Source organism: Streptacidiphilus sp. MAP12-16 (assembly GCF_041262165.1).
Lineage (GTDB): Bacteria > Actinomycetota > Actinomycetes > Streptomycetales > Streptomycetaceae > Streptacidiphilus.
In genome coordinates this window covers 111,734-132,305 of record NZ_JBGCBY010000008.1, presented here as the reverse complement: position 1 = coordinate 132,305, position 20,572 = coordinate 111,734, and the positions used below count along the sequence as shown (strand labels likewise).

The 20,572-nt window shown below is 71.8% G+C and carries 22 protein-coding genes; 7 read left to right on the top strand and 15 right to left on the bottom strand.

Annotated elements, in window-relative coordinates:
• Positions 1–3: 3 nt before the first annotated feature.
• Entirely contained in the window at positions 4–735 is a 732-nt protein-coding gene (locus ABIA33_RS12815; RefSeq protein WP_370080622.1) for an ABC transporter ATP-binding protein, read from the top strand.
• 123 nt (positions 736–858) lie between these two features.
• Here the strand turns inward: ABIA33_RS12815 and ABIA33_RS12810 are convergent, their stop codons facing one another.
• The 3 genes from ABIA33_RS12810 to ABIA33_RS12800 are packed head-to-tail and all read right to left on the bottom strand — an operon-like array spanning position 859 to position 2,707.
• Positions 859–1,647, bottom strand: coding sequence for a DUF3710 domain-containing protein (locus ABIA33_RS12810; RefSeq protein ID WP_370080620.1), 789 nt, complete (start codon positions 1,645–1,647; stop codon positions 859–861).
• Between the two features lie 2 nt (positions 1,648–1,649).
• Positions 1,650–2,147 carry a dUTP diphosphatase gene (dut, locus tag ABIA33_RS12805; RefSeq protein WP_370080932.1) on the bottom strand — a complete coding sequence of 166 codons (498 nt, stop codon included), beginning with the start codon at positions 2,145–2,147 and terminating at the stop codon, positions 1,650–1,652.
• Positions 2,148–2,164: 17 nt separating this feature from the next.
• Positions 2,165–2,707 carry a PaaI family thioesterase gene (locus ABIA33_RS12800; protein WP_370080930.1) on the bottom strand — a complete coding sequence of 181 codons (543 nt, stop codon included), beginning with the start codon at positions 2,705–2,707 and terminating at the stop codon, positions 2,165–2,167.
• Positions 2,708–2,852: 145 nt separating this feature from the next.
• Between ABIA33_RS12800 and ABIA33_RS12795 the strand changes: the two genes are divergently transcribed.
• Positions 2,853–3,308 (top strand): DUF3093 domain-containing protein, encoded by a 456-nt coding sequence (locus ABIA33_RS12795; RefSeq protein ID WP_370080618.1) that lies wholly within the window; start codon positions 2,853–2,855, stop codon positions 3,306–3,308.
• A gap of 7 nt (positions 3,309–3,315) precedes the next feature.
• Here the strand turns inward: ABIA33_RS12795 and ABIA33_RS12790 are convergent, their stop codons facing one another.
• The 5 genes from ABIA33_RS12790 to ABIA33_RS12770 form a co-directional block, all read right to left on the bottom strand.
• The gene (locus ABIA33_RS12790; protein ID WP_370080616.1) at positions 3,316–4,371 is read right to left on the bottom strand and encodes a hypothetical protein; all 1,056 of its coding nucleotides are present in this window, start codon (positions 4,369–4,371) and stop codon (positions 3,316–3,318) included.
• 25 nt (positions 4,372–4,396) lie between these two features.
• On the bottom strand, positions 4,397–4,696 hold the full coding sequence (locus tag ABIA33_RS12785; protein WP_030258984.1) for a DUF4193 domain-containing protein: 300 nt from the start codon (positions 4,694–4,696) through the stop codon (positions 4,397–4,399).
• A gap of 455 nt (positions 4,697–5,151) precedes the next feature.
• Positions 5,152–6,126: an acyl-ACP desaturase gene (locus ABIA33_RS12780; RefSeq protein WP_370080928.1), complete on the bottom strand. Its 975-nt coding sequence runs from the start codon at positions 6,124–6,126 to the stop codon at positions 5,152–5,154.
• Between the two features lie 201 nt (positions 6,127–6,327).
• Positions 6,328–7,551: a sensor histidine kinase gene (locus ABIA33_RS12775; RefSeq protein ID WP_370080613.1), complete on the bottom strand. Its 1,224-nt coding sequence runs from the start codon at positions 7,549–7,551 to the stop codon at positions 6,328–6,330.
• 3 nt (positions 7,552–7,554) lie between these two features.
• Positions 7,555–8,208, bottom strand: a complete 654-nt coding sequence (locus ABIA33_RS12770) for a response regulator transcription factor (protein WP_370080611.1) — start codon at positions 8,206–8,208, stop codon at positions 7,555–7,557.
• Positions 8,209–8,599: 391 nt separating this feature from the next.
• On the opposite strand from ABIA33_RS12770, the gene ABIA33_RS12765 reads away from it, so the two are divergent.
• Positions 8,600–8,782 (top strand): hypothetical protein, encoded by a 183-nt coding sequence (locus ABIA33_RS12765; RefSeq protein ID WP_370080609.1) that lies wholly within the window; start codon positions 8,600–8,602, stop codon positions 8,780–8,782.
• A 222-nt stretch (positions 8,783–9,004) separates the two neighbouring features.
• Here ABIA33_RS12765 and ABIA33_RS12760 read toward each other — a convergent pair whose 3' ends face one another.
• Positions 9,005–9,835: an inositol monophosphatase family protein gene (locus ABIA33_RS12760; RefSeq protein WP_370080607.1), complete on the bottom strand. Its 831-nt coding sequence runs from the start codon at positions 9,833–9,835 to the stop codon at positions 9,005–9,007.
• 11 nt (positions 9,836–9,846) lie between these two features.
• On the bottom strand, positions 9,847–11,043 hold the full coding sequence (locus ABIA33_RS12755; RefSeq protein WP_370080605.1) for a ferrochelatase: 1,197 nt from the start codon (positions 11,041–11,043) through the stop codon (positions 9,847–9,849).
• 80 nt (positions 11,044–11,123) lie between these two features.
• On the opposite strand from ABIA33_RS12755, the gene ABIA33_RS12750 reads away from it, so the two are divergent.
• Together ABIA33_RS12750 and ABIA33_RS12745 are read left to right on the top strand one after the other, a co-directional pair.
• Positions 11,124–12,359, top strand: a complete 1,236-nt coding sequence (locus tag ABIA33_RS12750) for an MFS transporter (RefSeq protein ID WP_370080603.1) — start codon at positions 11,124–11,126, stop codon at positions 12,357–12,359.
• On the top strand, positions 12,322–13,656 hold the full coding sequence (locus ABIA33_RS12745) for a D-arabinono-1,4-lactone oxidase (RefSeq protein WP_370080601.1): 1,335 nt from the start codon (positions 12,322–12,324) through the stop codon (positions 13,654–13,656). Before ABIA33_RS12750 ends, ABIA33_RS12745 begins: the two co-directional genes overlap by 38 nt.
• 19 nt (positions 13,657–13,675) lie before the next feature.
• On the opposite strand, the gene ABIA33_RS12740 is transcribed toward ABIA33_RS12745, so the two are convergent.
• Complete coding sequence (locus ABIA33_RS12740; protein WP_370080599.1) at positions 13,676–14,554, bottom strand: hypothetical protein; 879 nt, start codon at positions 14,552–14,554, stop codon at positions 13,676–13,678.
• A 394-nt stretch (positions 14,555–14,948) separates the two neighbouring features.
• Here ABIA33_RS12740 and sepH point away from each other — a divergent pair, with 394 nt between their 5' ends.
• Positions 14,949–16,130, top strand: a complete 1,182-nt coding sequence (gene sepH / locus ABIA33_RS12735; protein WP_370080597.1) for a septation protein SepH — start codon at positions 14,949–14,951, stop codon at positions 16,128–16,130.
• 7 nt (positions 16,131–16,137) lie between these two features.
• On the opposite strand, the gene ABIA33_RS12730 is transcribed toward sepH, so the two are convergent.
• Positions 16,138–16,980 (bottom strand): sulfurtransferase, encoded by an 843-nt coding sequence (locus ABIA33_RS12730; protein WP_370080595.1) that lies wholly within the window; start codon positions 16,978–16,980, stop codon positions 16,138–16,140.
• Positions 16,981–17,113: 133 nt separating this feature from the next.
• Here ABIA33_RS12730 and ABIA33_RS12725 point away from each other — a divergent pair, with 133 nt between their 5' ends.
• Entirely contained in the window at positions 17,114–17,887 is a 774-nt protein-coding gene (locus tag ABIA33_RS12725; RefSeq protein WP_370080593.1) for a VOC family protein, read from the top strand.
• A 7-nt stretch (positions 17,888–17,894) separates the two neighbouring features.
• On the opposite strand, the gene ABIA33_RS12720 is transcribed toward ABIA33_RS12725, so the two are convergent.
• The 3 genes from ABIA33_RS12720 to ABIA33_RS12710 all read right to left on the bottom strand — a co-directional run bounded on the left by ABIA33_RS12720 (position 17,895) and on the right by ABIA33_RS12710 (position 20,515).
• Entirely contained in the window at positions 17,895–18,638 is a 744-nt protein-coding gene (locus ABIA33_RS12720; RefSeq protein WP_370080591.1) for a thymidine kinase, read from the bottom strand.
• A 63-nt stretch (positions 18,639–18,701) separates the two neighbouring features.
• Entirely contained in the window at positions 18,702–19,868 is a 1,167-nt protein-coding gene (locus tag ABIA33_RS12715) for an alkaline phosphatase family protein (RefSeq protein ID WP_370080589.1), read from the bottom strand.
• A gap of 56 nt (positions 19,869–19,924) precedes the next feature.
• Positions 19,925–20,515 (bottom strand): DUF5998 family protein, encoded by a 591-nt coding sequence (locus ABIA33_RS12710; protein ID WP_370080587.1) that lies wholly within the window; start codon positions 20,513–20,515, stop codon positions 19,925–19,927.
• Positions 20,516–20,572 lie beyond the last annotated feature (57 nt).

Genomic DNA, 20,572 nt, shown 5'->3' with positions numbered 1-20,572 from the left:
GCCATGACCACCGCCGCCATCGGCATCGCCACCGACATCGCCGCCGACATCGCCGTCCAGGCCACCGACGTACGCCGCTCCTTCGACGGCCGCGAGGTCCTCGCCGGGGTCGACCTGACGCTGCGCCGGGGCGAGTTCCTGGCCCTGCTCGGCCGCAGCGGCTCGGGGAAGAGCACCCTGCTGCGCGCCATGGCCGGGCTCGACCCCGACTTCACCGGCCGCCTGCTCGTCCCCGAGCGGCGCTCCGTGGTGTTCCAGGACCACCGCCTCCAGCCCTGGAAGCGCGTTCTCGACAACGTCGTCCTCGGCCTGCCCCGCGGCGGCGCCCGCGAGGCCGGGCTGACCGCGCTGGCGGAGGTGGGCCTCACCGAGCGCGCCAGGGACTGGCCGATCACCCTTTCCGGCGGCGAGGCACAGCGCGCGGCACTCGCCCGGGCCCTGGTCCGCGATCCGGAACTGCTGCTGCTCGACGAGCCCTTCGGCGCGCTGGACGCGCTGACCAGGATCCGGATGCACGCGCTGCTGCGCGACCTGTGCCTGCGCCACCGACCCGCGGTGCTGCTGGTGACGCACGACGTGGACGAGGCGATCGCGCTGGCGGACCGGATCATCGTGCTGACGGACGGACGGCTGGGCCCCGCCCGCGAGGTGCGGCTTCCCGAGCCCCGCCCGCGCACAGCGCCCGGCTTCGCCGAGCTGCGCGCAGAGCTGCTGGCCGAGTTGGGCGTCGGGTGAGACCGGTCAACGCAGACAGGCCCCCTCTCGGGGGCCTGTCTGCGTTGACGCGCTCCTACCGAACCGGCCGGTCCAGCCGTCCCAGGTGATCAGCGGACCTCGGTGATCAGCGGACCTCAGCGATCAGCGGACCTCGGTGATCTCCGGTCCGCGCTCGAACGGGTTCATCGGGTCGCCGCTGAAACGGTTCTCGACCGGCGCCGCCTGCTGCTGGGGCATCCCGTCCGCCACCATCTGGGCGTCCTCCGGGAGCTTCAGCACGATCGGGTCGCGGGGCGCCATCGGCGTGTCGCCACGGACGACCACGGTCTCCCTGAACACCTGCTCCAGCACCCCGGCGGACTCGGGCTGCACCGCGGCCTGCCCGGAGATCACGCCGCGCAGGAACCAGCGCGGGCCGTCACAGCCGACGAAGCGCACCAGTTGCACACCCTGGGTGCCGTCCGGGAGCTGCACCGGGACCTGGGCCCGCAGGCCCCAGCCCAGCGGGCCCTCCTCCTCGTCCACGACGCCACCCTGCTGGGTGATGCCGGTGGCGATCTCCTCGCGGACCTCGCCCCAGATGCCCTCGGACCTGGGGGCGGCGAACGCCTGCAGCTGGATGGCGCTGTTGCCGAGGACCAGGGTCGCGGCGACGATCGAGTCACCGGCGACCTCGACCCGCAGCTCCATGCCCTCGACACCGGGCACCAGCAGGCCGCCCAGGTCCACCCGGCCCTCTACGGCGTCATCCACCTCCGTGGAGTCCCAGGGGCCGTCAGGACGCGGCGCAGGCGGCAGCCCTACCCTGGCGTCCTCGGCGTCGTCCTCCTCCATGGAGTCCACACCTGCGATGTCCTCGCTGTCCTCGAACTCTTCCGAGCCCTCAGTCTGATCGACAGCGTCCTCGCTCTTGGCGCGACGACGGAACACGGTCACTGTCCTTCCCGGTCGGGTACCGAAGGGATTTCCTGCCCGGCCGCCGGAATGCTAACCGCGGCATGGCCGCCCGTCGACCCGAAGCCTCCGATGGCACGCGCCGATCCCGGCAGCTCCTCCACCTCGTGGAAGCGAACCTTCTCAACCCGCTGGACGACCAGCTGGGCGATCCGGTCCCCTCGGTGGAAGACCACCCGCTCGCGCGGGTCGAGATTGACGACGATCACCTTGATCTCACCACGGTACCCGGCATCCACCGTTCCCGGGGCATTCACCAGAGCCAGACCGCACCGGGCAGCGAGACCCGAACGCGGGTGCACGAACGCCGCGTACCCGTCCGGAAGCGCGAGGGCGACCCCGGTCGGCAGCACAGCCCGCTCCCCAGGGGCGAGTTCGGCGTCCACGGTGGTGCGCAGGTCCGCTCCGGCGTCCCCTGGATGGGCGTAGGCGGGGGCGGGCAGTCCGGCGTCCAGGCGGCGCAGCAGGACGTCCACGGGGGCGTGGGGGGCGTTCACGGGTTCACCTCGAAGGCACGGGCACGCTTGAACAGATCGGGGTTCTCCATGGCCGCCTTGATGTCCTCGGGACGGCCGTGGGTGACGAAGTGGTCCATCTTGACCTGGACGAACAGGGCCCGCGCGGTTATCGCCAGCGGCCCGTCCGGGGCGTCGAGCCGCCCCTCGCCCTGGCAGTAGATCTTGCGGCCGGCCACCGCGTCGACCCAGGTGTGGATGTACACGGTCGAGCCCACCGGCACCGGGCGGCGGAAGTCCGTCTCCAGCCGGGCGGTCACCGAAGCGCTGTGCAGCAGCCAGTTCAGCGTCCCCAGCGCGTCGTCCATGGCCGTGACCAGGACCCCGCCGTGGGCCAGGCCCGGACCGCCCTGGTGCGCCGCGCCCACCGTGAACTCGGCGAACACGTCGACGCCCTCGCCCGCCCGCGAGGCCAGGTGCAGCCCGTGCGGCTGCTGGGGGCCGCAGCCGAAGCAGTGCTCGTAGTGCGGGTCGATCGGCTCGCCGGGCGCGGGCGCCTCCGGGTGCCGGATCGGCGCCATCGCGCCGGCCGGCGGTGCCAGCGCCGATCGGGAAGTGTCTGTGCTCACGCTCGCGACCCTACAGAACTTCGTCCGGGGAGACAGAACCGGAGCTTCGGCGGGCCCCTGTGCGGAGGCGCTCCACGGGCGTGCCCACAATGGAGGCATGTACGACGAACGCCTCACGGCTCCGCTCACCTGGTGGCTGTTCCCCGCGGGCAGCGGACTGTCCTTCGGGCTGATCTTCTATCTGTTCGGCACTGTCCCCGGACTGCTCGGCCTGGTCGCCGGCGGCGCCGCGGCGGCCGTGCTGCTGAGCTCCTACGGCTCGGCCCGGATCCGGGTCGTCCAGGGGATGCTCGTCGCGGGCGACGCGCGCGTCCCGGTGGAGGCGCTCGGCACGGCCCACCCGCTGGACCGCGACGAGGCGTTCGCCTGGCGCACCCGGAAGGCGGACGCGCGGGCCTTCATGCTGCTGCGCTCCTACATCCCGACCGCGCTGCGGGTCGAGGTCACCGACCCGCAGGACCCGACTCCGTACCTCTACCTGTCGACCCGCGACCCCGAGGGCCTGGCGAAGGCCCTGGCGACGGCCGGGCAGCAGGCAGTCCAGGCGGACTGAGCAGGCGTCACCGGGGTTCCGGGTCGGAGTCCGTGCCCTTGTCCGTGCCCCCGTCCGTGCCCTTGTCCGTGCCCCCGTCCGTGCCCTTGTCCATACCCCTGTCGGTGCCCCTGTCCGAGCGCCTGAGGAGCCCCTTCCTGACCTTGGGGACGCCGCCCTCCGGTTGGTCCGAGGGCCCCGCGACCAGTGCCGCGGCCCAGTAGCCCGGGACCGCGGGCGGCCGCGCGCGCAGGTCTCGGCGGATCTCCGCGGCCAGCTTCGCGGTGTCCCTGCGGTTGACCGTGGCACCGGCGACCGCGCCCACCATCAGCGGGGCGAGCGAGGGCAGCTTCCGCAGCCCGGAGCGGGTGAGCCGCCTGCGGAGCTGCCTGCGCAGCTCGCTACCCGCGCCGAGGACGACCAGAGTGCCCGGCCTGGAGAGGTCCAGCCCGCGCCGCTGCGACCAGACCGTCAGGCAGGCCCCGGCCCGCTGCGTGGCGCTGCCCCGGACGGGCTGCCCGTAGACCTCGTACAGCTCGGCGATCAGCTTGAACTCGACGGCCGCCACGGCGAGCAGTTCGGTGGCGAGCTCCACGGTCATGGCGGGCGGCACCGGAAGCATGGCGACGGCACCGACACCGGCGCCTATGGAGGCCGAGGCCTTGACGGCCCCGGAAGTGATGTTGTCCGCCAGGTCCTCGGCGGTGAGCGCGCCAGGATGCTGAGCGCGGAGGGTGCGGATGTCGCGGACGGGAATCCGCGGAGCCGCGTCCACCAGGCGGTCCACGAGGTGCAGGGCGCCACTCCGGGCGCCTGTCCCCACCAGGGAGCTTCCTCTGGTCCAGCCGGCCCCGAGGGTGGTTCTGAGACTGTCGGCGAGCGAGACCATCCGCCGACCCCGCTCGCCCTGGGGGACGGAGTCCGCTGGGGCGGACCCGTCCCATGCCTCCAGTTCGGCGGCAATACGGGCGAGCTCGTCGGCTGTCTCGCCGCCGGCCGCCGGGGGTGGTGCGTCCCCGGCGGATCGGTCGGTGCTGTCGGATCGGTTCGGCTCGATGCGGTTTCGCTGTCGGAACGGCCTCATGAAGACCTCCCTACCCCAAAACGCGTCAGGCCGCGCAGTCCCGGCAGATGGGGTTGCCGTTCTTCTCGCTCGCCAGCTGGCTGCGGTGGTGCACCAGGAAGCAGCTCATGCAGGTGAACTCGTCGGCCTGACGCGGCAGCACCCGGACGGAGAGCTCCTCGTTGCTGAGGTCCGCGCCGGGCAGCTCGAGCCCTTCGGCCGCCTCGAACTCGTCGACGTCGACCGAGCTGGTCGACTTCTCGTTCCGTCGGGCCTTCAGTTCCTCGATGCTGTCCTCGTTGAGGTCGTCATCGGTCTTGCGTGGGGTGTCGTAGTCAGTAGCCATGTCGCTCTCCCCCTTTGGGTGTCTGCGGGTATCTCCAGCGCAGGTAACGCGCGGGGGGCCGGACTTGTGCCCGACCCGAGGGCGAGATTTTGCCTTACTTCAAGGCCCGTTACTCAATCGACACCCGACCTGCCCCCCAAAGAGGTGATCGTGCGGGTGTTCCGGCGCAGCGCGCGGACCGAGTCGACTCTCGCTCCACTGACCACTTACCGTGATCATGGGCAGCGGAAACGTCCCGGCGGGTCCCGGTTCGTACCAAGCGGCACAAGGAAAACACATGACCAGGCCAAGCGCGACCGCTGAGACTCCGACAACTACGGTGCGTCACCGCAGCCTCAGCGGTGACGCACGGCGATCGGCTGGAAGGCTTCGCCGGACCGCGTGAATTGTGACGTTCGTCACAGTTCTGAAAAGTCCGGACTTACCCGTACAACAACGGGCGACAAACCACCACGTCAGCGCCGTTCGGCGACGGCGGCGCGGCGGGCCAGCAGGGCGGCCCGGCGCTCGTCGAAGCGCGTGGCCTGGGTGTCGAGCCCTTCGAGGTACACGCCGAGCTCCTGCTGGGCCTGCAGGCCCTCCGCGTCGAGCCCGGAGACCTCCATCACCTTGAGGTGGCGCAGCACCGGCTGCAGCACGTCGTCGTGGTGGATGCGCAGGTTGTAGATCCCGCCGATGGCCATCTGCGCGGCGGCGCGCTCGAAGCCCGGCATCCCGTGGCCCGGCATCCGGAAGCCGGTCACCACGTCCGCGACGGAGCGCATGGTCTGATTCGGGGCGATCTCCAGGGCGGCCTTCAGCAGGTTGCGGTAGAAAACCATGTGCAGGTTCTCGTCGGTGGCGATGCGGGCCAGCATCCGGTCGCAGATCGGGTCGCCGGAGTTGTGGCCGGTGTTGCGGTGCGACACGCGGGTGGCGAGCTCCTGGAAGGCGACGTACGCCACAGTGTGCAGCATCGAGTGGTTGTTGTCCGAGACGAAGCCCTCGGCCATGTGCGTCATCCGGGCCCGTTCCAGCGCGACCGGGTCGACCGCGCGGGTGGTCAGCAGGTAGTCGCGCATCACGATGGCGTGGCGGCCCTCCTCCGCCGTCCACTGGTGCACCCAGGTGCCCCACGCGCCTTCGCGGCTGAACAGGGTCGCGATCTCGTGGTGGTAGCTGGGGAGGTTGTCCTCGGTGAGCAGGTTGACGACCAGCGAGATCCGGCCGATGTCGCTCACCGGCGACTGCTCCACGGCCCAGGCCTCGCCGCCCATGATCCCGTCGAAGTCCCGCCCCTGGCTCCACGGCACGTACTCGTGCGGCATCCACTCCTTGGCGACGCCGAGGTGGCGGTTGAGCTCGCGCTCGACGACCTCCTCCAGGGCGTGCAGCAGCTGGGCGTCGGTCCACTGGGCCGAGCCGGCGGGACGGGAGGGGGCGATGGTCACGGCATCCAACTCTCGGTACGGATTCACCTACGCTTCCGTAGGTTACGCCACCGTAGGTTGTGCGCGCACCCCCTGGCAAGGGCCGCCTTTCCCATCTCCGTTAGATGTGAGAACCGCATAAGAAAGCCCCGCCGACCTGGTGAAAGATCGGCGGGGCCGGGCGTCGGCGCTGAGCGGGCGCGAGCGGGGCGGTCGGCGGTCTCACCCTCCCGGGATGCGAACCCGCATCACCAGGCCGCCATCGGGGCGTGGAGACGCCTCAATGGCGCCACCGTGCGCCCGGACGACGGAGCGGACGATGGACAGACCGAGCCCGACGCCCTTGTCGCTGCGGGTGCGCTCCTTGCTCCTGACCCGCCGGAATGGTTCGAAGATGTGCTCCAACTCATACCCGGGAACCACCGGTCCGGAGTTGGAGACGACCAGCTCGCCGCCCCCGTCCACGGTCGCGACCGATATCTCGACCCAGCCGTCCTCGGCCCGGTTGTAGCGCACCGCGTTCTGGATCAGGTTGAGCGCGACCCGCTCCAGGAGCACTCCGTTGCCGCTGACCACGGCGGGTTCCAGGGTGCTGGTCAACCGCACGCCCCGGTCGTTGGCGTCGGCCCGGGTCTGTTCGAGTGCCTGCCGGGCCACCTCGGCGAGGTCCACCGGACGGCGGTCCACCAGCTCGTTGTCGCTCCGGGCCAGCAGCAGCAGGCCCTCCACCAGCTGTTCGCTGCGCTCGTTGGTGGCGAGCAGGGTCCGGCCGAGCTGCTGCAGGTCGCTCGACGCGGCGGGGTCGGAGAGCTGCACCTCGAGCAGGGTGCGGTTGATCGCCAGCGGGGTGCGCAGCTCGTGCGAGGCGTTGGCGACGAACTTGCGCTGTGACTCGAACGAGCGGTCGAGCCGCTCCAGCATCTCGTCGAAGGTGTCGGCGAGCTCCTTGAGCTCGTCGTCGGGGCCGTCCAGCTCGATCCGCCGGTGCATGTCCGAACTGGCGACCTGGCGGGCGGTCCTGGTGATCCGACCGAGCGGCCTGAGCACCCGTCCGGCCATGGCGTAGCCGAAGGCGACGGCCAGGATCAGCAGGGCTATCAGGGCGCTTATCGACTTGAGGATCAGGATGTGCAGAGCCTGGTTGGTGTGCTGGTGCTGGTAGTCGGCGATCAGCGCGTTCAGCTGGTTGCCGGGCACGGTCTGGCCGTTCGGCAGCTGCAGCTGCACGTCGCTGGGCACCTTGATGCTCGGCGCCTGCGTGGCCAGGTCGAACGCCTGGGTCACGAACAGGTACATCACCAGGACCAGGACCAGTCCGGCGAGCAGGAACATCCCGCCGTAGAACATGGTCAGCCGGATCCGCAGGGTCGGCCGGAACGGCAGCAGCGACTGGTTGACCTCCTCGCCGGGCCAGGGACGCGGCGCTTCGGGAACACTCGTGGCCATGGCTCAGATCCGATAGCCGGAACCGGGCACGGTGATGATCACCGGCGGCTCGCCCAGCTTGCGGCGCAGGGTCATCACGGTCACCCGCACGACGTTGGTGAACGGGTCCGTGTGCTCGTCCCAGGCCTTCTCCAGCAACTGCTCGGCGGAGACGACCCCGCCGCCCGAGCGCATCAGCACCTCGAGCACGGCGAACTCCTTGGGCGCGAGCGCGATCGGCTTGCCGTCGCGCAGCACCTCCCGGCGGCCCGGGTCGAGGGTGATCCCGGCCCGCTCCAGGATCGGGGGCAGCGGCGTGGTCGCGCGGCGGCCCAGGGCCCGGACCCGGGCGACCAACTCGCTGAAGGCGAACGGTTTGGGAAGGTAGTCGTCTGCGCCGAGCTCCAGACCTTCGACCCGGTCGCTGATGTCGCCGGCGGCGGTGAGCATCAGCACCCGGGTGGAGAGGCCCTCCTCGACGATCTTCCGGCACACGTCGTCGCCGTGGACCAACGGCAGGTCGCGGTCGAGCACGACCACGTCGTAGTCGTTCACGGCGACCCGGTCCAGGGCGGCCTGGCCGTCGTAGACCACGTCGACGGCCATGGCCTCCCGCCGGAGGCCGGTCGCGACGGCATCGGCGAGCAACTGCTCGTCCTCGACCACAAGAACCCGCAACGCAGTGGTCCTTTCAAGAGCACAGCCATGCGGCGTCCCTCGTGGGACGCCGTTCACGTCGCTCCATCCTGCCTCCTCCGCACGTAAAGCAGTGGTAAGCGGTCCCCCGGCAGCCAGGTGTGTGGGCGCCGAACGCGAGTCCGGCCAGGAACGGGTGGTATACGCACGGCGTGCCTACGGCGAACGAAAACCGAACGGGAGGATTTGGGAGGGCACCGCCGAAATTCCCGGGAGTACTGAGGTTTCCGGCGCCGCGGGTGAGGGGAGGACGGTCTGTACACCCGCGATCACGCTTGCGCTTCAACGCATGCTCGCACCCGCCCGTCCGTGTGACCGTCCGCACCGGGCCCAGCCCGGGGTCGCCCGAACAACAGCAAGGGGGTCTTGCCTCATGGACGCCTTCACCGCCGGCATCCTTCAGCGCATAAGGAACGCCGAACAGGACCTGCACCGCGCCCAGGAGTCGGGGGACGACTTCCTGGCCGAGGTGGAACAGTCCGAACTCGACGACCTGCACCGTCTCGCCGCAGAGCACGGCATCTCGGTGGCGCGGCCCGAAGTTCACGCCGCCTGAACCTCTCGCGCTCCACACCCTCACGCTCACGCCCTTTCGCTCCACACCCTCAAGTAGGCTCCACACCCTCAAGCTCCACATCCACCCAGAGCTGCGCGATGCCCCGGACAGCAGGAACCGTCCGGGGCGTCCTGGTGTCCGGGGCCGGCGGGCTGCTGCCCGTCGAGGGTTGCGGCCTGGGAGCGACAGGGCTCGGGCGCGCGCCCTGTCGCTCCCAGGCCGTTAGTCGTGCCAGGCGCCGAGATCCTCGAGCAGCTGCTGCAGCGGTTCGAACAGGCCGCTCGGGGCCGCCACGGTCAGCTGGGTGGACGGGGCGTCCCCGGGACGGCCGCCGACCAGCACGCCCGCCTCGGCGGCGATGAGCACCCCGGCCGCGTAGTCCCAGGGGTTGAGTCCTCGCTCGAAGAACCCGTCGAGCCGGCCGCAGGCCACGTCGCACAGGTCCACCGCGGCCGACCCGCCGCGACGGATGTCCCGCAGCCGGGGCACCAGCTCGCGGACCACCGCCGCCTGCTGCACCCGGCGCTCGCGCAGGTAGCCGAAGCCAGTGCCGACCAGGGCCTGCGCCATCTCCGGCGCCGGGCCGACCCGCAACTGACGGCCGTTCAGGAAGGCTCCGCGGCCCAGCACTCCGTGGACGGTCTCGCCACGCGGCGGCACCTCGACGACGCCGACCAGCGCCTGCCCGTCCAGCTCCGCGCAGATGCTCACCGACCAGGCCGGGAGGCCGTAGAGGTAGTTCACCGTCCCGTCCAGGGGGTCGATCACCCAGCGCACCCCGGTGCTGCCCGGGCTGGCCGCGCCCTCCTCGCCGAGGAGTCCGTCGTCGGGGCGGCGGGCGCCGATCAGCTCGGTGATCAGCTTCTCCGCGGCGATGTCCATCTCGGTGACGACGTCCACGGAACTGGACTTGGTCGCGGCCACGCCGAGGTCGGCCGGCCGCCCGTCCCGTAGCAGGGCTCCGGCCTGCCGGGCGGCCTCCAGGGCCAGGTCGAGGAGCTCGTCCTTCAACCCGTTCAACCCGTTCAACTCGTTCGACGCCAACTCGTTCATCCATGGGCCTCTCAGTCGGTCCAGTCCGCACCGGCGGCGGCCGGGAGGGGGTTGCCAGAGGGGGCGGGCGCGGAGCGCCGCGGAACAGGGTGGCCGCCGGGCGACGGGAGGGCGGGGCAGCAGTCGACCGGGCAGAGGTCGTGGCTGGCACCCAGCGCGCCCAGAGCGCAACGCGCCGGGTTCTCACCACGCGCGCTGGCGGCGCGTTCGAGCACGAGGTCGCGCACGGCCGCGGCGAAGCGCGGGTCGGCGCCGACCGTGCGCGCCCGGGACACCGGAAGGCCCAGCTTCTCGGCCTGCTCCCGGGCCTGGGTGTCGAGGTCGTAGACGACCTCCATGTGGTCGGAGACGAAGCCGATCGGCACCATCACCACCGCCGGCGCGCCCTCGGCCCGGACGGCCTCCAGGTGGTCGCAGATGTCGGGCTCCAGCCAGGGGATGTGCGGCGCGCCGCTGCGGCTCTGGTAGACGAGCTCCCAGGGCCGTCCGGCGACTCCGGTCGCCTCCGCGACGGCCTCCGCCACCAGCCGTGCTGTCTCCAGGTGCTGGGCGACATAGGCGCCGCCGGGAGTTCCCCGGGCCGGGTCCCCGGGCGCGCCCGAGGTGTCCGCCAGCGCGTTGGGGATCGAATGGGTGGTGAACGCCAGCCGCGCGCCGTCGCGCAGGCCCTCCGGGAGCTCGGCGAGGGCGGCGAGGGTGTGGTCGATCATCGGCTCGACGAAGCCCGGATGGTTGTAGAAGTGCCGCAGCTTGTCGAGGCGCAGCTCGGCGGCTCCCGGTGCACCCTCCTCGCGCAGCTGCCTGAGCGCGGCCGCCAGGTTCTCCCGGTACTGGCGGCAGCCCGAGTAGTTGGCGTACGCGCTGGTCGCCAGCACCAGCACCCGGCGGTGGCCGTCGGCGGCGAGCTCGCGCAGGGCGTCGACCAGGTACGGGGCCCAGTTCCGGTTGCCCCAGTAGACCGGCAGGTCGAGCCCCTGCTCGGCGAAGTCCTTGCGCAGGGCCTCCAGGAGCACCCGGTTCTGGGCGTTGATCGGGCTGACCCCGCCGAAGAGGAAATAGTGCTGCCCGACCTCGGCCAGCCGCTCGCGGGGGATGCCGCGCCCCCGGGTGACGTTCTCCAGGAACGGAACCACGTCCTCGGGGCCCTCCGGGCCACCGAAGGACAGCAGAAGCAGGGCGTCATAGGGACGGGTGCGCGCGTCAGACATGGGACCGATCCTGCCACTGACAAATGGATTGACCGCGCACGTAAGCTGTGTTGGTTATCTATGTCCCTTACGGAGTCGCCGTGCTGTCCACCTACCGCCGGATCTTCGACGCCCCGGGGAGCCTGGCCTTCTCCGCTGCGGGCCTGGTCTCCCGCATGCCGCTGTCCATGACCGGCATCGGCATCGTCACCATGCTGTCGACCCTGCGCGGCGACTACGGGCTGGCCGGGGCGGTGTCCGCGACCCTGGCACTCTCCGCCGCCGTGCTGGGTCCGCAGGTCTCCCGTCTGGTGGACCGCTACGGGCAGGCCCGGGTGAGCCTGCGGGCGACCGGGATCACCGTCGCCGCGATGGGCGCGCTGCTGCTCTGCGCCCGATTCGACGCGCCCGCCTGGACCCTGTTCGCCTCCGCGTCGGTGGCGGGCTGCATGCCGAGCATGGGCTCCCTGGTGCGGGCGCGCTGGGCGCTGATCTACCGCGGCTCGCCGCTGCTGCACACCGCCTACGCCTTCGAGTCGGTGGTCGACGAGATCGTCTTCATCATCGGCCCCATCCTCTCGGTCGGCCTCTGCACGGCCGTGTTCCCGGAGGCGGGACCGCTGGTGGCGACGCTGCTGCTGGCGACCGGCGTACTGCTGTTCGCCGTGCAGAAGCGGACCGAGCCGCCGCTGCACCCGCAGACCCGGGCCAGGACCGACTCCGCAATCCGCACGCCGGGCCTGTGGGTGCTGGTCATGACGTTCGTCGGGGTCGGCGCGATCTTCGGCTCGGTGGACGTGGTGACCGTGGCCTTCGCCGACCATCTGCACCACAAAGCGCTGTCCAGCGTGGTGCTGGCGGTCTACGCGCTCGGCTCCTGCGTCGCCGGGATCGTGTTCGGGGCGCTGAAGCTGCACGGACCGCTGTCCAGGAGGTTCCTGCTGGGGATCGTCACCATGGCGGTGAGTATGCTGCCCCTCCTATTCGTGAAGAACCTCGTGGCCCTGGCGGCGGCACTGTTCGTCGCCGGGCTGTCCATCTCCCCCACCATGGTCACCACCATGGGGCTGGTGGAACGGATCGTCCCCGCCTCCAAGCTCACCGAGGGGATGACCTGGACCATCACGGGCCTCGCCGTCGGCGTGGCCCTCGGCTCCTCGGCGTCCGGCTGGGTAGTGGACGGTGCGGGCGCCGCGGCCGGTTACTGGGTGACCGTCGCCGCCGGCGGCTTGGCCGTGGCCACGGCGTTCCTCGGGGCACGCCGACTCCGGTCGGCACCGGAACAGCAGGAGCGTGCGCATGTCGACGACGACCAGTGGCAGCACCAACCCGGCTAGCACTGCCGTCTGGAGCAACTGGGCCGGAAACCAGACCGCGCGGCCGCGCCGCGCCGTGGCCCCGGCCACGGTCGAGGAGCTGGCCGCCGCGATACGCGGCGCGGCCGAGGAAGGGCTGCCGGTCAAGGCCGTCGGCAGCGCGCACTCCTTCACGTCCATCGCCGCCACGGACGGCGTGCTGGTCCGCCCCGAGCGGCTGACCGCCGTGCGCGAAGTCGACCACAAGGGCGGAACGGTCACCGTCGAGTCGGGTCTGCCGCTGGAGAAGCTCAACCTGCTGCTGGAGCACGCCGGCCTGGCGCTCACCAACATGGGCGACATCATGGTGCAGACCGTGGCCGGCGCCACCAGCACCGGCACCCATGGCACCGGCCGGGCCTCGGGCTCGCTGGCCGCGCAGATCAGGGCGCTGGAGCTGGTCCTCGCCGACGGCACCGTCACCACGTGCTCGCCGACCGAGAACGCGGAGCTGTTCGCGGGCGCCCGGCTCGGCCTCGGCGCACTCGGCGTGGTGAGCGCCGTCACCCTCGCGGTTGAGCCAGCCTTCCAGCTCACCGCGCACGAGCGGCCGATGTCCTTCGACGAGGTCACCGGCCGCTTCGACGAGCTGGTCTCCGAGAACGAGCACTTCGAGTTCTACTGGTTCCCGCACACCGAGGGCTGCAGCACCAAGCGCAACAACCGCAGCCAGGGACCGGCCGCGCCGCTGCCGCCGTTCAAGCAGTGGCTGGACGACGAGTTCCTCTCCAACACCGTCTGGGAGGGCGCCTGCCGGGTCGGCCGGCGCTTCCCCAAGGTCATCCCCGGCATCGCGCGCATCGCCAGCAAGGCGTGGTCCGAGCGGACCTACACCGACGTCTCCTACAAGGTCTTCACCAGCCCGCGCCGGGTGCGCTTCGTGGAGATGGAGTACGCGGTGCCGCGCGAGGCCGCGGTGACCGTGCTGCGGGAGCTGAAAGCGCTGGTGGAGCGCTCGGACTGGAAGATCAGCTTCCCGGTGGAGGTGCGCGTCGCGCCCGCTGACGACCTGTGGATGTCCACGGCGAACGAGCGCGACACCGCGTACATCGCCGTCCACCTCTACCGGGGGACCCAGGACCAGGGGTACTTCACCGAGGTCGAGAAGATCATGACGGCGCACCAGGGGCGCCCGCACTGGGGCAAGCTGCACACCCGGGACGCCGAGTACCTGGCCGGGGTGTACCCGCACTTCGGCGAGTTCACGGCGCTGCGCGACAAGGTCGACCCCGAGCGCCGCTTCGGCAACGACTACCTGCGGCGGGTATTGGGGGCCTGAGGCGGGGCCTGACGCAGGTTCAGGGAGTCGGCGTCGCCGAGGAGCTCGCGGCGTTGCCGGAACCCGTGGTCCCCGTGGTCGCGGTGGAGCTCGGCATGGACGAGGCCGACGGAGATGGGTCCGGGGTGACGCCGGGGCTGGGACTGGAGCTGGGACTGCTGCTCGGCAGGCCACTCGGCGTGCTGCTCGGGTCGGTCGAGGCAGCGCCGCCCGTCCCTGTCGTCACCCCTGTGCCCGGTGACGTGGCGTCGGACGCGCCGCCGGCACCGGGTGTCCCGCCGGTGTGCGCGGCGCCGACCGAGCCGCCGCCCCAGGAAGTGCCCTGGCCCGGCTCGTTCTGCACGATCGCGGCGATCGGCTTGGCCGCGACCAGCTCCACCACGGTCACCGTGCCCATCGCCAGGACGAACACCAGCCCGGTGGCCAGCAGATAGGTCTTCCAGTTCCGGGACCGCGGACCGCCGCTGCCCCGGTAGGTGGTGACCGACTCCAGCTCGGGAGGGGCGAGCACCGCCATCATCCGGGTGTGCTCACCACCGGGATCGAAGGGATCGAACGAAGCCGTCGCATCGACCGCCGGCGTGCCCGTGGGCCTGCCGAAGGCGACCACGGCATCGTTGCGGCGCTCTGCTCGTTCCTCCTCCGGGGTCCTCGCCACGACGGGCACCCGGCTGCGGAGCTCCTCGCCGGTCCGCCTGAAGACATGCTGGAAGACCGCGCCACCGGTGGTCGCTCCGATACTGACCACGGCCGCGCCGATGATCGTCCCGTAGACCCCCAGCTCGGACGCGAGCACCGCGCCGGCCACGGCCGCGAGTGCGCTCGCCGCGACCTGGACCAGACTCAGGTCGAGTGCCCGCCGCCTCGGTGTCCGGTCCGCTTTTTCCCGATCCTCCATCAATGCCCCTCGATATACGCCTTTCTCCATCTTGCATGAGGTACGACCGTTCGAGTGACCATCGGGTTCCGGCCAGCAGTAAGGTGTGAAGATGATCACCGTCCGCCAGTCGGTGGGCAGCCATCGGAGTGGCGACCCTTGAGAATCCAGTGATTCGGGGGAGACTTGAGCCGCGAGCCGCACCCCCCGGGAGCCACGAATGGAGTACTGTTCGTGAAGCCCGACTGCGGGCCTGCCTCGTCATGCCGTTCCACTGAGGACGCATCAAGGTCAAAAAGATTAACCGTGCCATAACGGTGGGTCGCGGATAGGGGCCGACACACCGGGTAACTCTGCAATGTTGTGGCCCGCCGCCCGTCGGCAGGCCACACTCGTTACGGGAGCAGCGACGCAGGTGACGTCGGCAGGCACCACCCGGGAGGTAACCGTGCCCGAACTGCGTGTCGTGGCCGTCAGCAATGACGGTTCACGACTGGTGCTCAAGGCCGCCGACTCGACGGAATACTTTCTTCCGATTGATGAGCGGCTGCGTGCCGCCGTGCGCGGCGACCGGCCCAGGCTGGGCCAGATCGACGTCGAGAGCCACCTCCGTCCGCGCGACATCCAGGCCCGGATACGAGCCGGGGCCAGCGCCGAGGAGGTCGCCCAGCTCGCCGGCATCTCCGTCGAGCGGGTCCGCCGGTTCGAGGGTCCGGTCCTGGCCGAGCGCGCCTTCATGGCCGAGCGCGCCCGCAAGACCTCCGTGCGCCGCCAGGGCGAGAGCACCGGCCCCCAGCTCGGCGACGCCGTCGCGGAGCGGCTGGTGCTGCGCGGCGCCGAGAAGGACAGCGACTCCTGGGACTCATGGCGGCGGGACGACAACACCTGGGAGATCGTGCTGACCTTCCGGGTCGGCGGGCTGCCGCAGCAGGCTCGTTGGACCTACGACCCTCCGCGCCGGCTGGTCCAGCCGCTGGACGACGAGGCGCGGTCGCTGGTCGGCGAGAGCCCGCAGCGGGTCGACGAGGAGCCGACCTTCCCGTTCGTGCCGAGGATCGCGCGGCTGCCCGGAGCCGACCGGGGCATGGGCATGCGCCCGATGGCGCCCGAGCGGCCCCCGGTGCGGATGCCGTCCGACCGCCCGGCTCCCGACCGGATGGCTCCGGACCGGCTGTCTCCTGACCGGATGTCTCCGGACCGCATGGGCGCCGACCGCATGTCCCCGGACCGGCTCGCGGCCGACCGGCTCGCACCCGACCGCGCCCTCGACCCGCCCGCCGTCACCGCGCCCGCCGCGGAGGCGCGCGACTCGCTGACCAGCCTGCTGGACGTGGCGGCGCCACCTTCGGCCGCACCGCTGGAGGACCCGGCGGCCGCCGCCGAGCAGTCGGAGACCCCGGCGACCGCTGCCGCGGCCGGCGCGGGATCGGCGTACGCGGACATCCTCATGCCGCGCGCCGCCGCACCGCACCGCGACCGGCTGATCGGCAGCACCGACCGCCAGGCCGAGGCGGACGGTGTCCGCCCCGGCCGTCGCGCGGCTGTGCCGAGCTGGGACGAGATCGTCTTCGGAACCCGGCGCAAAAAGCAGGAGTGACGGTCCGTCAGCCGCGTTCGGGGCCGGTCGCCGCAGGGCGGTCCGGCTGCCCCGACCACTCGCTCCACGAGCCCGGGTACAGCGCACCGTCGATCCCGACGAGGTGCAGTGCGAGCAGCTCGTGCGCGGCGGTCACCCCCGAGCCGCAGTACACGCCCACCTGCGTGTCCGGCTTGGCACCGAGCGCCGCGAAGCGCTCGGCCAGCGCGTCGACCGGCAGGAAGCGGCCGTCCGCACGCAGGTTGTCCGTCGTCGGGGCGCTCACCGCCCCCGGGATGTGTCCCGCGCGAGGGTCGACCGGCTCGACCTCGCCCCGGTAGCGTTCACCCGCTCGGGCGTCCAGCAGCAGACCGCTCCCGGCCAGTGCGGCAGCAGCGTCCGCGTCCAGGGTGGGCAGCGCTCCCGGGGCGGGTGCGAAGTCACCCCGCCCATCCTGCGGGACCGCCTGATCCACCGGGAGCCCCGCCGCACTCCAGGCCGCGAGACCGCCGTCCAGCACCCGCACCCGCCGGTGCCCCGCCCAGCGCAGCAGCCACCAGGCACGGGCAGCGGAGGCGGAGGTCGCGGCGTCGTAGACGACGACCTCGCGGTCCGCGGTCACCCCGGCCCGGCGCAGCGCGGCACCCAGCACCTCGGGATCGGGCAGCGGGTGACGGCCGGCCGCGCCGGGAGCCGCGGCGAGGTCATGGTCCAGGTCGAGGTAGTGCGCGCCCGGGATGTGCCCCGCCGCGTACTCCTGTGCGCCGGGTGGCCCGCCGAGCTGCCAGCGGATGTCCAGGACGGCGGGCGGCCGCGCCCCGGCGAGCGCGGCGGAGAGTTCGAGGGCGGTGATCAGCGTGGTGGTCTCCATGCGCCCATTCTGGCCCGCTTCGTGGCGCGGATTTCGCAGACGGGCGGGCCGGGGTGGTTGGTGGCAGCATCGGCAGGGTGGCGCGTACGCGCGTCAACCAGCAGCCCTCACCCTGAGACCCCGTGGAGGTCCCGTGTCCGGCACGCCGCCGCGGTACGCGCAGGGCACCCCCTGCTGGGTGAGCCTGCTGGCGCGCGACCTCGACACCGCCGAACGTTTCTACGGCCCGCTGCTCGGCTGGGACTTCGCCGCCGGCCCCACGGACCTCGGTCCCTACCTGCGGGCGGTGGTGGACGGGCTCCCGGTGGCCGGGGTGGGGGTGATGCCCGAGGGCTCGGACTTCGCCGTGGACTGGATCACCTACTTCGCCGCCGCCGACGCCGACGAGGTGGCGCAGCAGGTGCGCGACCGCGGCGGGACGCTGGCCATGGGCCCGCTGGAGTTCGGGCGCTCAGGACGGATGGCCATGGCCGCCGACCTGGACGGCGCGGTCTTCGGGATCTGGCAGGGCCGCGAGCACCTCGGCTGGGAGCGGCAGCACGAGCCGGGGACGGCCGCCTGGAGCGTGCTGGCGACACCGGAGGCCGAGCGCGCGACGAGATTCTACGCGGGGGCTTTCGGCTCGTCGGCGGTGGAGAGCGGGTCGGCCCGGGTGCACCAGGAGCAGGACGAGATCGTCCTGAAGGTCGGCGGGCGCATGGTCGCCGGAATCCGCAACGCACCGGACCTGGAGGACCGGCCGCGCTGGCGGATCCACTTCGCCGTCAGGGACGTGGACCTGGCGGTCGGTCGGGCGCGCGAGCTCGGCGGCGGGGTCGAGCAGGCCCCGGCGGACACCCCGTACGGGCGGGCGGCGCTGCTGCGGGACGCCGAGGACGGACCGTTCGCCGTCGTGCAGCTGTCCTGACGCTCCGTCAGTGGACCTGCTGCGCCTGCGCGTCGAAGGGCAGGACATCGGGCGAGAGGATCCCGGCACCGGAGGTGGCCGCGGTCATCCGGCGCCGGTGGTGCCGCCGGCAGAGCACCTCGTACCCCACCACGCCCTCCTGTCGCCCGCCACCACCCCTGTTCCAGGTTGCCCCGGACTCCGGCCGGGAGGACCCCGCTCGCGCCACCTCCTCGTGGCTCGCGGCGACGTCGCCGACGACGACCTGAGCGCCTTCCACCACCATCACTCCGCCGACCGTGCGGGCGTTGTGGGTGGCCCGCGCCCCGCACCAGCACAGTGCCTCGACCTGCAGCACCTCCACCCGGTCGGCCAGCTCGATCAGCCGCTGCGACCCGGGGAACAGGCGGGTGCGGAAGTCGGTGGTGATACCGAAGGTGAACACGTCCACGCCGAGGTCGTCCACGACCCGCGCCAGCTGGTCGACCTGCTCGGTGGTGAAGAACTGGGCCTCGTCACAGATCAGGTAGTCGCAGCGACCCCCGGCCGACAGTTCGGCGACGACATGGGCGTGGAAGTCCAGTCCGTCGCCGACCTCGACGGCCTGCGTGGCCAGCCCGAGGCGGCTGGAGAGCGTGGCCGCGCCGGCCCGGTCGTTGCGGGTGAAGATGAGCCCCTGACGGCCACGAGCTCCGTGGTTGTGGTCCATCTGGAGGGCGAGGGTGGACTTTCCGCAGTCCATCGTCCCGGAGAAGAAGACCAGCTCAGCCATGGGAAGTGCGCAGACCTTTCGGTAGTCGGACGGTGGCGGGTCGGTAGCGGGTCGCCGGCCGGATCAGCGGCGGACTTCGAGCAGCGGCACGAGCTGTTCCAGCGGGGTCATCGAGCCGTGCAGGCCGATCATCGCGGACTCGCCCGGCTCACGGCGGGTGGCGATCACGGCCATGTCGTCACAGGCGGCGGCCACCACATCGCCGATCCGCTCGTACACCCGGTCCTCGACCTTCGGGCCGAACCAGCCCTCGGCGATGGCCTGGTCCCGGTCGGCGACCCACATCTGATCGCCGAGCACCTCGCTCCAGACGGTGAGGACGTCCGCCGCGGCCCCCGGCACCGCGTAGACGTGCCGGGCCCGGCCCTCGCCGCCGAGGAGGGCGACGCCTGCACGCAGCTCCCAGTCCTCGTCGAAGTCGACCCGGTTCTCGGGGGCGATGTCGATCATGCCGTGATCCGCGGTGACGTAGAGCACCGAGCGGGGCGGGAGCTGCTCCGCCAGGCGCTGCGCGAGCCGGTCCACGACCATGAGCTGCCCGCGCCAGGCGTCGGAGTTCACGCCGTAGCGGTGGCCCATCCCGTCCAGCTCGCTGTAGTACGTGTAGACCAGGGCGCGGTCGGACGCGGCGAGGCGTTCCGCGGCGAGGTCCATCCGCTCCTCGCCGGGGAGGCGGCCGAGGAACGTGCCGCCTTCCAGGGCCACTTCGGTGAGCGGGGTGTACTCGAACTTGGGCGAGGACACCTGACAGGTCGCCACACCCGCGCGGTCGGTGAGCCGGAACACGGTGGGGTGCGGCTGCCAGCTGCGCGGGTTGACGTGCGGCTGCCAGCGCAGCTGGTTCATCAGCCGCCGCTCGCCCGGGATCCGGACGGTGTACCCGGCGAGGCCGTGGACACCGGGCGGAAGGCCGGTGCCGAAGGACGCGAGGCTGGTGGCGGTGGTCGCGGGGAACCCGGCCGTCAGGGGGCGTCCGGTACCGGCGAGGGAGCTGGGCAGCAGCGAGGTCAGGAACGGGGCTTCCGCCGGGTGCGCGCGCAGTTGTTCCCAACCGAGGCCGTCCACCAGGAAGACGCAGACCCGGTCCGCGGGCGGCAGCACCAGGCCGGTCTCCGGCGCGTCGGAGACGCCCAGGCCCTTGGCGACCGCCGGCAGCAGGTCGGAGAGAGCGGCGCTTCCGTAGGCGGGTGCGGGCGCGGAGGCAGGGTCGAGCATGGCAGTCGAGTTCATCGGTCTTCTTCGAGGCGGTGGCTGGGGTGCTGGGCGGGGCGCAGGGCAACGCCCGATCAGGCCCCGGCCGCCACCGTCGCCTCGGACAACGCGTGGGCGAAGGACAGCGCCTGGGCGACCGTCTCCGGACCGTCCCCGGCCTCGCTCACCCGCAGCGACAGGTCGTCGGCGGTGGAGGAGCCGGTGTAGCCGTGGTCGGCCTCGCAGTTGGGGTCGCCGCAGGCGGCCGGCTCCAGGTCGATCCGGGACACCGCGCCCCAGCCGATGGTCAGCACGACCTCGCGGGGCAGCGTGCCCCTGGTGTACGTCTCGGGGTTGGCGACGACGCGGCTGAGCACGACGGAGGAGATCCGGTCGATCCGGACGCTCTCGGTGGACGTGGTCGCGTACGGCACCGGGGACGAGTCGTCGGCGCCCTGCTCGTCGGTGTGGCTGACGATGAAGCGGCCGTCGGTGAGCACCAGGACGGTGACGTGGCGGCGGACCTCGTTGGCGTCGAAGGTGGTCTCCTGGTGGACCAGGAAGGCGGAGACGGGCTCGGCGCCCACGGCCGACTCGACCGCCTCGATGACGAGTGTCGGGTAGTAGCCGCTGCGTTCGATCGCGGAGCGCAGCCCCTGGGTGGTGGTCATACCGGTCTTCGCCATGACTCCATCCTGGCACGTACTGGTGACAGCGCGCGCCACCGTGCCGGGAGTGGAACG

Coding starts and splice junctions, on each gene's coding strand:
- ABIA33_RS12815 (WP_370080622.1), top strand. CDS start 4: ATGACCACCGCCGCCATCGGCATCGCCACCGACATCGCCGCCGACATC.
- ABIA33_RS12800 (WP_370080930.1), bottom strand. CDS start 2,707: ATGGCGCCGATCCGGCACCCGGAGGCGCCCGCGCCCGGCGAGCCGATC.
- ABIA33_RS12795 (WP_370080618.1), top strand. CDS start 2,853: ATGTACGACGAACGCCTCACGGCTCCGCTCACCTGGTGGCTGTTCCCC.
- ABIA33_RS12790 (WP_370080616.1), bottom strand. CDS start 4,371: ATGAGGCCGTTCCGACAGCGAAACCGCATCGAGCCGAACCGATCCGAC.
- ABIA33_RS12785 (WP_030258984.1), bottom strand. CDS start 4,696: ATGGCTACTGACTACGACACCCCACGCAAGACCGATGACGACCTCAAC.
- ABIA33_RS12775 (WP_370080613.1), bottom strand. CDS start 7,551: ATGGCCACGAGTGTTCCCGAAGCGCCGCGTCCCTGGCCCGGCGAGGAG.
- ABIA33_RS12765 (WP_370080609.1), top strand. CDS start 8,600: ATGGACGCCTTCACCGCCGGCATCCTTCAGCGCATAAGGAACGCCGAA.
- ABIA33_RS12760 (WP_370080607.1), bottom strand. CDS start 9,835: ATGAACGAGTTGGCGTCGAACGAGTTGAACGGGTTGAACGGGTTGAAG.
- ABIA33_RS12755 (WP_370080605.1), bottom strand. CDS start 11,043: ATGTCTGACGCGCGCACCCGTCCCTATGACGCCCTGCTTCTGCTGTCC.
- ABIA33_RS12745 (WP_370080601.1), top strand. CDS start 12,322: ATGTCGACGACGACCAGTGGCAGCACCAACCCGGCTAGCACTGCCGTC.
- ABIA33_RS12740 (WP_370080599.1), bottom strand. CDS start 14,554: ATGGAGGATCGGGAAAAAGCGGACCGGACACCGAGGCGGCGGGCACTC.
- ABIA33_RS12730 (WP_370080595.1), bottom strand. CDS start 16,980: ATGGAGACCACCACGCTGATCACCGCCCTCGAACTCTCCGCCGCGCTC.
- ABIA33_RS12720 (WP_370080591.1), bottom strand. CDS start 18,638: ATGGCTGAGCTGGTCTTCTTCTCCGGGACGATGGACTGCGGAAAGTCC.
- ABIA33_RS12715 (WP_370080589.1), bottom strand. CDS start 19,868: ATGAACTCGACTGCCATGCTCGACCCTGCCTCCGCGCCCGCACCCGCC.
- ABIA33_RS12710 (WP_370080587.1), bottom strand. CDS start 20,515: ATGGCGAAGACCGGTATGACCACCACCCAGGGGCTGCGCTCCGCGATC.